Origin of the sequence: Craterilacuibacter sp. (assembly GCF_051659485.1) — a bacterium.
In the GTDB taxonomy this organism is placed as follows: domain Bacteria; phylum Pseudomonadota; class Gammaproteobacteria; order Burkholderiales; family Chromobacteriaceae; genus Craterilacuibacter.
The window spans coordinates 1-11,980 of record NZ_JBOFOO010000135.1 but is presented as its reverse complement, the minus strand read 5'-3'; the positions used below and the strand labels follow the sequence as shown (position 1 = coordinate 11,980).

The following is an 11,980-nucleotide window of genomic DNA, read 5'->3' as shown; positions in this document are numbered from 1 at the left end:
TGCTGACATCCGACCCCGAGCACCGCGTGCCGCATCTGGCCTTCCAGCCGGATCAGCTCAAGGACTTGCGCATCCTGCCTATGGATGAAGTGGTCAGCTCTTATTATCTGCGCATCAGTGCCAGCGACCGCGCCGGCGTACTGGCCAGGATTACCGGCCTGTTGGCCGAAAACGACATCTCGATCGAGGCGGTGATCCAGAAGGGCTCGGTGTCCGACGGTTCGGCCGAGGTGGTGCTGCTGACGCATCGCGTGGTGGAAAAGCAGATCAATACCGCCATTGCCGCCATCGAGGCACTGGATAGCGTGAAGGCACCGGTGGTGCGCCTGCGTATGGAAGAGCTCAATGGCTGAGCAAGCTGCGGCCGGTATCGTGATCCGCCATGCGCAAGCTGGCGATTTGCCGGCCATCGTCGCGATCTACAACTCGACGGTGGCCTCGCGTAGCGTGACGGCGGATCTTGTGCCCGTCAGCGTGGCCGAGCGCGAGGCGTGGTTTGCCGAGCATACGCCGGCGCAGCACCCGATCTGGGTGGTGGAGCAGGGCGGCACCGTCATCGGCTGGATGAGCTTGTCGGCGTTTCATAGCCGCGCCGCCTACGATGCCACCGCCGAGATCAGCCTCTACCTAGACCCGGCCGCCCGTGGCCAGGGTCTGGGTGGCCGCCTGCTGCGTTTTGCCGAGGAGGCTGTGCCCGCCCTCGGCATCCGCACCCTGGTGGGGCGGGTATTCGCGCACAACGCGCCCTCGGTCGCGCTGTTTGCCAAACACGGCTATGCGCGCTGGGGCGAGCTGCCCGATGTAGCCGAGCTTGATGGTGTACGCCGCAGCCTGCTGTATCTGGGCCGGCATCTGCAATAGACAATAAAAGAGAAACCATGAAGTACATCAGCACCCGCGGCCAGATGGCGCCGCTTGAATTTTCCGACACCATCCTGATGGGCTTGGCGCCCGATGGCGGCCTTGCCCTGCCGGAAAGTTATCCGCAGATCGACCGCGCGACGCTGGATGCCTGGCGCGGCCTCAGCTACGCGGATCTGGCATTCGAAATCCTCAGCCTGTTCGCCACCGACATTCCGCCGGCTGACCTGAAAGCCATGCTGGATCGCACCTACACCCGCGAGGTGTTCGGCACTGAGGCGATCACGCCGGTAAAGACGCTGCATGACGGCCTGAAAATTCTCGAGTTGTCCAACGGCCCGACGCTGGCGTTCAAGGACATGGCCATGCAGTTCTTAGGCAACCTGTTCGAGTATGTGCTGGCCCAGCGTGGCGAGACGCTCAATATTCTGGGCGCGACCTCGGGCGACACCGGCTCGGCGGCGGAATATGCACTGCGCGGCAAGGCCGGCGTCAATGTGTTCATGCTCTCGCCCAAGGGCAAGATGAGCGCCTTCCAGCGCGCACAGATGTTCAGCCTGATGGATGCCAATATCCACAATATCGCCATCGACGGCATGTTCGACGACTGTCAGGACATCGTGAAGGCGGTGCAGAACGATCACGCCTTCAAGGCAGCGTACAAGATAGGCACGGTCAACTCGATCAACTGGGCGCGGGTGGTGGCGCAGGTGGTGTATTACTTCGCCGGCTACTTTAATGCCACCGCGAGCAACGACGAAGAGGTCAGCTTCTGCGTGCCATCGGGCAACTTCGGCAATGTGTGCGCCGGCCATATCGCACGCCAGATGGGCTTGCCGGTGGCGCGCCTGATCGTCGCCACCAACGAAAACGATGTGCTCGACGAATTCTTCAATACCGGTGTCTACCGTCCGCGTACGACCGGCGAGACCTTCGTTACCTCCAGCCCGTCGATGGATATTTCCAAGGCATCCAACTTCGAGCGTTTCGTGTTCGATCTGGTCGGCCGCGACGGCGCTGCCTTGGCCGCGCTATGGCGCGAGGTCGATGCCGGCCGCGGTTTCGACCTGTCGGCGCGTCTGGATGCGGTGCGTACGGATTTCGGTTTTGTTTCCGGCGCCAGTAAGCACGCCGACCGTCTGGCCACCATCCGTCAGCTGGATAGCGAAGACGGCGTGGTGATCGACACCCACACCGCCGACGGGGTCAAGGTCGCACGCGCGCTGCGCCTGGCCGGTGAAACCGTGGTCTGCCTGGAAACGGCGCTGCCGGCCAAGTTTGCCGAAACGATACGCGAAGCACTGAACCGCGAACCACCGCGCCCGGCCGGTTTTGAGGGTATCGAGGATCTGCCGCAGCGCGTGGTCGAATTCGGTGCCGATGCAGCGGCGGTCAAGTCTTACGTGGCGCACGCGCTGGCGTAAGCCGTAGTCCGCGCCAACAAGGCAGCCTGCGGGCTGCCTTTTTTCTTGCTTGCCCGCAGACGGATCAATTTCTATGGCAAATTAATATTGATGTAACAAGTCGTCGCTTCGCTGTAACAGTGGCAGGCCGCTGCGATGCTTTAATCTGGCCACGTTCCGCAGTCGCGGGACAAGCCGTCACCGACAAGAACGGCCCGATGACCTTTCAGGAGAAACACAGATGAAGAAGCTTGCCCTATCTTTTGTTGCCGCGCTGTCTGTTGCCGGCTATGCCCAGGCCGAAATGCCGAAAACCGTGCGTATCGGTGTCGAAGCCGCTTACGAGCCGTTCGCTTCCAAGAGTGCCGATGGCAAGCTGATCGGCTTTGATATCGACATGGCCAACGCACTGTGCGCCCAGATGAAGGTCAAGTGCGTGTTTGTCGAGCAGGACTGGAAGGGCATCATCCCGGCGCTGAATGCCAAGAAGTACGATGCAATCATCTCGTCGATGTCGATTACCGACGAGCGCAAGAAGGCGGTCGATTTTACCGACAAGTACTACCACACCCCGTCGCGCCTGATCGCCAAGGCCGGTTCGGGTAATGGTGCTGCAGCCAGCCTCAAGGGCAAGAAGATAGGCGTACTCAAGGCTTCGATCCAGGAAAAATACGCACATAAATACTACGCACCCGCCGGTGCGGTGGTCGTGCCTTACGACAACACCCAGCAGGTGTATCTGGACATGAATGCCGGTCGTCTGGACGGCACCGTTGCCGACAGTGTGGAAGGCTCGGCCGGCTTCCTGAAAAAACCGCAAGGCAAGGACTTTGCCTTTGTCGGCCCGGTATTGGCGGATCCGGCGATCTTCGGTCAGGGGGCCGGCATCGCACTGCGCAAGGGTGACACCGCGCTGCGCGACGGTTTTAACGGTGCGATCAAGGCCATTCGCGCCAACGGGACTTACAAGAAAATCAACGACAAGTACTTTGCCTTCGACGCTTACGGCGCCTAAGCACTGACGACGCGCCGGCGGCCCGCAGTCAGGGGGCTGCCGGCCGGATGACTTTGAGGAGGATGGCCAATGTTTGAAGGCTATACGGGCTATATCATCGCCGGTGCGCAGACCACGCTGCAAATCGCGCTGGCGTCCTTGGCGGTGGCCACGCTGCTGGGCCTGATCGGAGCCGCTTGCCGTCTGGCCCCCAGCCTTGCGCTCAACCGGCTTGCGGTGGCGTACTCCACCATGGTGCGCGGTGTGCCTGATCTGGTGCTGATGCTGCTGGTGTTCTACGGCGGCCAGACTGCGGCCAATGCGGTGCTCGAAACGCTGGGCTTGGCTGCGATTGATTTCAACCAGTTTATTGCCGGCGTGCTGACGCTGGGCTTTATCTACGGCGCCTATCTGTCCGAAACCTTTCGCGGGGCATTGATGGCGGTACCCAAGGGGCAGTGGGAGGCGGGCAGTGCTTACGGCATGGGACGCTTGCATGTGTTTTTTCGCATTATCCTGCCGCAGATGATCCGTCTGGCTATTCCCGGCTACACCAATAACTGGCTGGTACTGACCAAGGCGACCGCGCTGGTGTCGATTATCGGCCTGCAGGACATGATGTTCCGCGCCCGCGAAGCCGGTGCCGCCACCCGCGAACCGTTTACCTATTTACTGGTGGTCGGCGCTGTTTATCTGGCCATTACTTCTGTATCCCTGCTGTTGCTGAGATGGGCGGAAAAGCGTTACTCGGCAGGCGTGCGCATGGGGGAACTGTGATGCTGGATTTCAATTTGCTGCTGGAGCCGGATAACCTCGGCCTCTATGCCGAAGGCTTTGTGACCACCATCAAGCTGCTGCTGGTTTCTCTGGTCTGTGGTCTGGCGCTATCCATTCCGCTGGCGGTGCTGCGGGTCTCGAAAAGCCCGCTGCTGTATGGCCCGGTGTGGGTGTACACCTATGTGATACGCGGCACGCCGATGCTGTTGCAGCTGTATCTGATTTATTACGGTCTGTCGCAGTTCGCACTGGTACGCGACAGCATGCTGTGGCCCTTGCTATCGGAAGCCAGCTTCTGCGCCATGCTGGCGCTGGCGGTCAATACCTGCGCCTACACCACCGAAATGCTGGCGGGTGCCATTCGCGCCACCAGTCATGGCGAAGTCGAGGCCGCCCGTAGCGTGGGCATGAGCCGTGCCACCCTGTATCGCCGTATCCTGTTGCCGTCGGCGCTGCGCCGCAGCCTGCCGGCCTATAGCAACGAGGTGGTGATGATGCTGCATGCCACCAGCCTGGCCAGTACCGTGACCCTGCTCGATATCACCGGTGCTGCCGACCGTCTGTACTCGACCTATTACATCCCGTTCGAGCCTTTCCTGGCGGCGGCACTGATTTATCTGCTGCTGACCTGGGGACTGGTCAGCCTGTTTCGCCGGGCAGAAGGGCACTATCTGGCTTATCTTGCGCCGCGCAGTCATTGAGGTTCGTCATGCATACTCGACATCACGTATTGCCTGCCCAGAGTCTGGGCTCCCAGCGCACGATACAGAGCCTGCATTTCGGCACGCCAGGCCAGGGGCCGAAGGTGTATATCCAGGCCGGCCTGCATGCAGACGAAATCCCCGGCCTGCTGGTCTGCCATCATCTGCGAACCCGGCTGATAGCGGCCGAGGCGGCAGGGCGCATACAGGGTGAAGTGGTACTGGTGCCGGTCGCCAACCCGATCGGGCTGGCGCAAACCCTGATGCACGACGCGCAAGGGCGCTTTGATTTTGCCAGCGGTGAAAACTTCAATCGCGGCTATCCCGATTTTTATGCCGCGCTGGGCGAGCGTCTGGCTGGCGAGATGGGGGCCGATGGCGAACAGAACAAACTGCGGGTCCGTGCGGCCATGGCGGCCTATCTGGCGCAGCAAACGCCGCATACCGAGCTGGAGGGCTTAAGGCATGCGCTGGTGTCGCTCGCTTTTGACGCCGATGTGGTCCTCGATCTGCACGCCGATTTCGAGGCAGTGCTGCATCTCTATACCGAAACGCCGTATCTGGAGCAGCTCGAGCCTTTGACGCGCCTCTTGGGTGCCGAAGCGGTGCTGCACGCCAAGGGTAGTGGTGGCCAGTCTTTCGACGAGGCGATGAGCCAGATCTGGTGGCAACTGGCCGAGCAGGGCGCGGGGCGCTTTCCCTTGCCGCTGGCCTGTCTTGCCGTCACGGTCGAGCTGCGTAGTGAAGCAGCGGTCAGTCACGCACTGGCAACGGTGGATGCAGACCGCATTTTTGATTTTCTGGTGTATCGTGGCGTGGTCGCGGGCGAGATGCCTGTCTTGCCGCCTTTGCGCTGTCTTGCGACACCGCTGGCCGGCTCCGAGCCGCTGATCGCTGTGCGAGCGGGGGTTGTGATCTATCGCGCCGAAGTTGGCGAGACGATAGCGGCCGGGCAGGTGGTATGCGAACTGCTAGACCCGCAAAGCGGAGAAGTGACTTTGCTGCGCAGTACGGTCAGCGGCGTGCTGTATGCGCGGGCCAGCCACCGTTATGCGGTTGCCGGCCGCCACCTTGGCAAGATTGCCGGCGGCGTGGCCTTTCGCCATGGCTGTTTGCTCAGTGCATAGCCGCTGCCCGATCTATTTATGACTGAAGAAAAATCGCCACTCGTGAGGAGCACGGCATGATAGAGACGCAAATCCATCCTGTTCACCCGCAGTCTGCTACTGCCCCGTCCGTCTTGCCGCAGGCATCGCCACATCGCGGCGCGCTCAAGCTGCAGGTGGAAGACCTGCACAAGAGCTATGGCACGCATGAGGTGCTCAAGGGCTTGTCGCTGACCGCGCACGCCGGCGATGTGATCAGCATCATCGGTTCCAGCGGCTCGGGCAAAAGCACCTTCTTGCGTTGCATCAATATGCTGGAGCGTCCGCACAAGGGGCGCATCATCGTCGCCGGTGAAGAGCTGGAACTGGTGACCGCCAAGGACGGCATGCTCAAGGCGGCGCAGGATGCGCAGCTACAGCGCATACGCTCGCGTCTGGCCATGGTGTTCCAGCATTTCAATCTGTGGGCGCATATGACGGTGCTGGAAAACATCATCGAAGCACCGGTGCATGTGCTGGGTGTGCCCAAGGCCGAAGCCATCGAACGCGCGCGCGGCTATCTTTCCAAGGTCGGCCTGTCCGGGGTCGAGGATAAATATCCGGCCCATATGTCGGGCGGGCAGCAACAGCGGGTGGCGATTGCCCGGGCGCTGGCGGTCGAGCCCGAGGTGATGCTGTTTGACGAGCCCACCTCGGCGCTGGACCCGGAGCTGGTCGGTGAAGTGCTCAAGGTGATGCGCACACTGGCGGAGGAGGGGCGCACCATGGTGGTGGTGACGCATGAAATGGGTTTTGCCCGCGATGTCGCCAACCATGTGATGTTTCTGCATCAGGGCCGGGTCGAGGAAGAAGGCTGCCCGAAGCAGATTCTGGCTAATCCGCAAAGCGACCGCCTGCGCCAGTTCCTGAGCAGTACACGCTAAGGCGGCAATGACGGACTTGACGACGGGCCTGCATCTACGGGTGCTGCTGCTACCCGGCTTTAGCGAAACCGAGGCCGGCATTATCGCCGATTGCATCACCGGTTTTAATGCCAGAAGGGCGCGTTTTACCCTGCATTGGGTATCGGCCGATGGCAAGCCGGTGCCTGCGGCATCGGGGCGGCTCTGGGCTGTCGATGGGACGCTGGGGCCGGATCTGGCGCCGTCTGCCCTGCTATTGGTGCTGGCCAGCGAAGTGCCGGCCGGCCCTGCGCCTTCCTTGCTGGCGGCCCTGACGGCCTGTGCCCGGCAAGGCGGCATCCTGTGCGGCGTGAATGCCGGCGTGTTCTGGCTGGCGGCCGCCGGGCTGTATGCCGGACAACGGGTGTGTGTGCACTGGTCGCTGGCCGAATGTTTTGCCGAACGCTATCCGGCCTTGCCGGTGTTAGGCCAGCTGTATGCGCTGGAAGGCGGGCGGGCCAGTTGTGCCGGCGGCGTGGCGCTGGCCGATTGCCTGTTGCACCTGATTGCGCGCCTGCCCGAAGCGCCGGCGACCGGTGCGATGGCGGAAACCCTGTTGCTGGAGCGTCAGCGCCGTGGGGACGAGCGCCAGCGCATGCCGCTGCTGGCCAGCATTGGTGCTGCCGACCCCAAACTGGTGAGCGCGGTGCAACTGATGGAAGCCAATCTGGAAGAGCCGCTGACGACCGATGAAATTGCCGCGCTGGTCTGCATTTCGCGCCGCCAGCTCGAGCGCCTGTTCCGCCAGTATCTCGACCGGGTGCCGTCGCAATATTATCTGGAGCTGAGGCTGGAGCGTTCGCGCCAGCAACTCAGGCAAAGCGGCAAGTCCATTATCCAGATCGGGCTGTCGTGCGGTTTTTCGTCCGGCCCGCATTTTTCCAGTGCCTTTCGCAACCACTTCGGCCACAGCCCGCGCGACGAGCGCCGCAGCGCGCAGCGCAGCAGCTGAAACAAGCTGTCGCCATGGCAACATTTTTTGCCGGCGCCTTCATTTAGAATCGTGGCTATTCACCCGGCGGCCGTGCCGGTTTTATGAGGTTCACCATGTTTGTGCTACGCCCCGCTGCGGTACGCGACTTGCCGGCGATCGAAGAGCTGGCTGCCGCCAGTCCTGTCGGTGTCACCTCTTTGCCGGCTAACCGCGAGACCTTGCTCGCGCGCATTCTCGCCAGCGAATACTCGCTGGCGGCGGATGTCGCTTTTCGTGGCGAGGAGCGCTATTTCTTCGTGCTGGAAGACTGCGCCAGCGGCCGCTTGGCCGGCGTGTGCGGTGTGGATGCCGCTGCCGGTTTCAAAGAGCCTTTTTACAGTTTTCGCAACGAGACGCGGGTGCATGCCGCGAGCGAGCTGGGCATCGTCAACCATATCCATGTGCTGTCGCTATGCCATGACCTGAGCGAACACTCGCTGCTGACCTCGTTCTATCTGCGCCCCGAGCTGGCGGCATCCGCCGAAGCCGAGCTCTTGTCGCGCGCACGCCTGCTGTTCATTGCCAATGCCCCCGCCCGTTTCGCCGACACGCTGGTGTCGGCCATGCTGGGCGTGAGTTGCGGGGATGAGGGCTCGCCGTTCTGGGACTCGGTCGGGCGGGTGTATTTCGGGCTGGATTATCACGAGGCCGAGCATCTGTGCGGGGTGCGCGGGCGCAAGTTTCTGGCCGGGCTGATGCCGCAACAGCCTGTTTACGTGCCCTTGCTGTCCGAGGCCGCGCAATCGGTGATGGGCGAGGTGGGGGCGGATTCGGACCTGCCCTACGATATTCTGTCGCGCGAGGGCTTCGAGAGCGAAAACTATATCGATATCTTCGATGGCGGCCCCATCCTGCTTGGCCGCATTAACGCCTTGTACAGCATTGCTGCCAGCCGTCTGTTTACGCTGCGCATTGCCGGGGCGCAGATGGCCGAAGGCGAGGCCAGCCTGATTGCCAATACCTCGCTGACCGGTTTCAGGGCGGTGCTGGCCATGGCTAGGATCGAGGGCGATACCCTGTGGCTGGCGGCATCTGCCGCGCAGGCGCTGGGCGTGCTAGATGGGGATAGCGTACGTATGGTGCCTTTGCAGCATGCAGCGGAAGGGGGCTTCTGATGCGGATTCGCAGTATCAGGCGGGACGATTTGCCGGCGCTGGTGGCACTGGCAGCCCAGTGTGGTGTCGGCCTGACCACCTTGCCGCAGCATGAAGAAGTCTTGGCGCGCCGGATTGAGGCTTCGCTACGGGCCGGCACATCGGCGGCAGAGGCCAGCTGGCTGTTTGTGCTGGAAGACAATAATGCCGTGATCGGCGTTGCCGGGCTGGAAGGCGCAATCGGCCTGAGCGAGCCCTGCTACAGCTACCGGCAAGGTATTACGGTGCGCGCTTCGCACCAGGCCGGCATTTTCCGCACCCTGCCTACGCTGACGCTGGGGAACGACCTGACCGGTGCCAGTGCCTTGTGCACCCTGTTTCTGGCGCCGGCATGGCGCTCGGGCGGGCACGGCGTGTTGCTGTCTCGCTCGCGGCTGATGTTTATTGCCGACCGGCCCGAGCGTTTTGCTCCTTTGCTGACGGCGGAGATTCGCGGCGTCAACGACGAGAACGGCAGCTCGCCCTTCTGGAATGCACTGGGACGGCATTTTTTCCATGTCGACTTCGCCCGCGCCGATTATCTGCGCGGGACCGGTGCCAGTTCCGCCATCGCCCAGCTGATGCCGCAGCAAACCCTGTTTACCGATTTTTTGCCGGCGTCTGCCCGGGCGGTGATCGGCCAGACCCACCCTTCTTCGCTGGGGGCGGTGCGGCTGCTCAAGGCCGAGGGCATGCAGCATACCGGTTATATCGATCTGTTTGATGGCGGCCCGATACTGGTGGGGCCGACCCGCAGCCTGCATACGGTCAGTCAAAGCTGCGTGTATCCGGTAGCGACCGGCTGTGTGCCAGACGGCGAGCTATTTTTGCTATCCAACCGGCGTCTGGCGGATTTTGTCGCGCTGATTGCGCCTGCACGCCTGCAAGATGGCGTGCTGCAACTGGACGCGCATACTCTGGAACAATTACAACTGGCGCCGCACGATAGCGTGCGGGCGCTGGCACTGAACCCGCGCTGACGCGATTGCGTTTAAGGAAAGTCATCCATGCAAGCATTTGAAGCCAATTTCGACGGCCTGGTCGGGCCGACCCATAACTATGCCGGCCTGTCGCACGGCAATGTGGCCTCCACCTCCAATGGCAGCGCCATCTCCAACCCGCGTCTGGCCGCCCTGCAGGGGCTGGCCAAGATGAAGGCACTCGCCGACGCCGGCTTCAGGCAGGGGGTACTCGCCCCGCACGAGCGCCCGGATGTGGCCAGCTTGCGCCGGCTGGGTTTTGCCGGCAGCGATGCCGAAGTGATCACCCGTGCCGGCCGCGAAGCGCCGGCCATTCTGGCGGCCGTGAGTTCCGCCTCGCCGATGTGGACGGCTAATGCCGCCACCGTCAGCCCGTCGGGCGACACCGGTGACGGGCGTGTGCATTTCACCCCCGCCAACCTCAACAACAAGTTTCATCGCGCCATCGAGCATCCGGTCACCGGGCGCATTTTGCAGGCGATGTTTAGCGACGAACAGTATTTTGCCCATCATCCGGCCTTGCCTGCGCAGATGCATTTCGGCGATGAAGGCGCGGCCAACCATACCCGTTTCTGCAAGGACTACGGCGGGCCCGGGGTCGAGTTTTTTGTCTACGGTCAGGCGGCATTTGATGCGGGCGCCCCCAAGCCTGCCCGCTTCCCTGCGCGCCAGACGCTGGAAGCCAGCCAGGCGGTAGCGCGCCTGCACGGCCTGAACGATGCCGGCGTGGTCTATGCCCAGCAACACCCCGACACCATCGATGCCGGCGTTTTTCATAATGACGTGATTGCCGTCGGTAACGGCGAGGTGTTGTTCCATCACGAAAAAGCCTTCCTCGATCAGGACGTGGTGCTGGCCGAGATCGCGGCCAAGCTTGCCGCGTCCGGCGGACGCTTCCAGTCTATCGAAGTGCCCGATGCCGAAGTCAGTGTCGGCGAGGCAGTCAAATCCTATCTCTTTAACAGCCAGCTGCTGACCCGCCGCGACGGGCGCATGCTGCTGGTGGTACCGCAGGAATGCCAGAATACGTCACGGGTATGGGCTTACTTGGAAAAACTGCTGGCAGCGGATGGCGTGATTGCCGAGCTTAAAGTCTTCGATCTCAAGCAGTCGATGCAAAACGGCGGCGGCCCGGCCTGTTTGCGCCTGCGCGTGGCGCTGACCGCGACCGAAGCGGCGGCGGTGAATCCCAAGGTGTGGATGAACGATAGCCTGTTTGCCACACTCAACGACTGGGTGGCACGCCACTATCGCGATCGCCTCGTCGTTGCCGATCTGGCCGACCCGGCTTTGCTTACGGAGTGCCGTACGGCACTGGATGAATTGTCGGGGATTTTGGCTCTGGGTGCGGTCTATCCGTTTCAGCGCTAAGCGCCAGCCAGACAAAACGGCCGGCAGACTTGTGTCTGCCGGCCGTTTTTGCGTGCTGCTTTTGTGGGCTTAGAAATTCATATTCAAGCCCAGATTCCCGCCCCATGCATTGCCGTCATCACGCCCGGCAGTGCCATTGAGCTGGACAAAGCCGGTAATATTTTTAGCCAGCGCCACACTGACACCGGCGGACAGGTCGGTCCAGTTTTCCGGCAGCGCCAGACTCCGGGTGACGAAGTTGCCCGAGGTGGTGAGTAGCCCGGCACTGATATCGCGCGCCTCCCCCTTGAACTCGTGCTGGTAGCTGATGCTGGCGTAGGGCGTTGCCCGACCCAGTGGCGCTTCTATGCCCCAGCCTAGCGAGCCGACCAGCGACTTGATCTTCTGCTCGCCAAAGCGCATGGCGGTGAAGTTGAGATTGTCCTCGATCAGGGTGCCGACCTTGATGTGCTCATAGCGCAGACCGAGTTGCGGGCCGGTATTCAGTGCGCCCAGCGCCATGCGGTAACCCCCTTCCAGCGCAAAGCCCATCTGGATGGCGCGGGTCGAGCCGGTTTGGGTTTCGTGGTAGACCGGGCCCAGTTTGACATCGCGGCGGGTGTCGATATCGGTATTACCCAGGAAAACGTCGCCATCCAGCCACAAGGCCCCCTGGCGGTAGTTGGCCAGTGCCGACAGCGAGCTATAGTCGCCGTCATAGCTGCCGATGGTGCCGATATCGGACTTGATCTTGCCGCCAC

General features: G+C 62.2%; 13 protein-coding genes. 12 read left to right on the top strand and 1 reads right to left on the bottom strand.

Features of this window, described 5'->3' with window-relative positions; translation table 11 throughout:
- The 12 genes from ACRC1E_RS04725 to astB all read left to right on the top strand — a co-directional run.
- Positions 1-353, top strand: a 353-nt coding sequence (locus tag ACRC1E_RS04725) for an ACT domain-containing protein (protein WP_438513956.1), incomplete at its 5' end; no start/stop codon positions are given.
- A complete protein-coding gene (locus ACRC1E_RS04720; RefSeq protein WP_438513955.1) occupies positions 346-861 on the top strand; it encodes a GNAT family N-acetyltransferase in 516 nt (171 codons plus the stop codon). The genes ACRC1E_RS04725 and ACRC1E_RS04720, both read left to right, overlap by 8 nt.
- Before the next feature lie 17 nt (positions 862-878).
- Positions 879-2,285, top strand: a complete 1,407-nt coding sequence (gene thrC / locus ACRC1E_RS04715; RefSeq protein ID WP_438513954.1) for a threonine synthase — start codon at positions 879-881, stop codon at positions 2,283-2,285.
- A 220-nt stretch (positions 2,286-2,505) separates the two neighbouring features.
- Positions 2,506-3,279, top strand: a complete 774-nt coding sequence (locus tag ACRC1E_RS04710) for an ABC transporter substrate-binding protein (protein WP_438513953.1) — start codon at positions 2,506-2,508, stop codon at positions 3,277-3,279.
- A 69-nt stretch (positions 3,280-3,348) separates the two neighbouring features.
- Positions 3,349-4,035, top strand: a complete 687-nt coding sequence (locus ACRC1E_RS04705; protein ID WP_438513952.1) for an ABC transporter permease — start codon at positions 3,349-3,351, stop codon at positions 4,033-4,035.
- Positions 4,035-4,736: an ABC transporter permease gene (locus ACRC1E_RS04700; RefSeq protein ID WP_438513951.1), complete on the top strand. Its 702-nt coding sequence runs from the start codon at positions 4,035-4,037 to the stop codon at positions 4,734-4,736. The genes ACRC1E_RS04705 and ACRC1E_RS04700 overlap by 1 nt, the downstream gene beginning before the upstream one ends.
- A gap of 8 nt (positions 4,737-4,744) precedes the next feature.
- Complete coding sequence (locus ACRC1E_RS04695) at positions 4,745-5,863, top strand: succinylglutamate desuccinylase/aspartoacylase family protein (protein ID WP_438513950.1); 1,119 nt, start codon at positions 4,745-4,747, stop codon at positions 5,861-5,863.
- 56 nt (positions 5,864-5,919) lie between these two features.
- Positions 5,920-6,765: an ABC transporter ATP-binding protein gene (locus ACRC1E_RS04690; RefSeq protein WP_438513949.1), complete on the top strand. Its 846-nt coding sequence runs from the start codon at positions 5,920-5,922 to the stop codon at positions 6,763-6,765.
- Positions 6,766-6,772: 7 nt separating this feature from the next.
- Positions 6,773-7,735, top strand: a complete 963-nt coding sequence (locus tag ACRC1E_RS04685) for a GlxA family transcriptional regulator (protein WP_438513948.1) — start codon at positions 6,773-6,775, stop codon at positions 7,733-7,735.
- A gap of 95 nt (positions 7,736-7,830) precedes the next feature.
- Complete coding sequence (locus ACRC1E_RS04680) at positions 7,831-8,871, top strand: arginine N-succinyltransferase (RefSeq protein ID WP_438513947.1); 1,041 nt, start codon at positions 7,831-7,833, stop codon at positions 8,869-8,871.
- Positions 8,871-9,869: an arginine N-succinyltransferase gene (locus ACRC1E_RS04675; protein WP_438513946.1), complete on the top strand. Its 999-nt coding sequence runs from the start codon at positions 8,871-8,873 to the stop codon at positions 9,867-9,869. Before ACRC1E_RS04680 ends, ACRC1E_RS04675 begins: the two co-directional genes overlap by 1 nt.
- 27 nt (positions 9,870-9,896) lie before the next feature.
- Positions 9,897-11,240 (top strand): N-succinylarginine dihydrolase, encoded by a 1,344-nt coding sequence (astB, locus tag ACRC1E_RS04670; RefSeq protein WP_438513945.1) that lies wholly within the window; start codon positions 9,897-9,899, stop codon positions 11,238-11,240.
- Between the two features lie 69 nt (positions 11,241-11,309).
- Here astB and ACRC1E_RS04665 read toward each other — a convergent pair.
- The coding region (locus ACRC1E_RS04665) for an autotransporter outer membrane beta-barrel domain-containing protein (RefSeq protein ID WP_438513944.1) at positions 11,310-11,980 on the bottom strand (671 nt) is incomplete at its 5' end.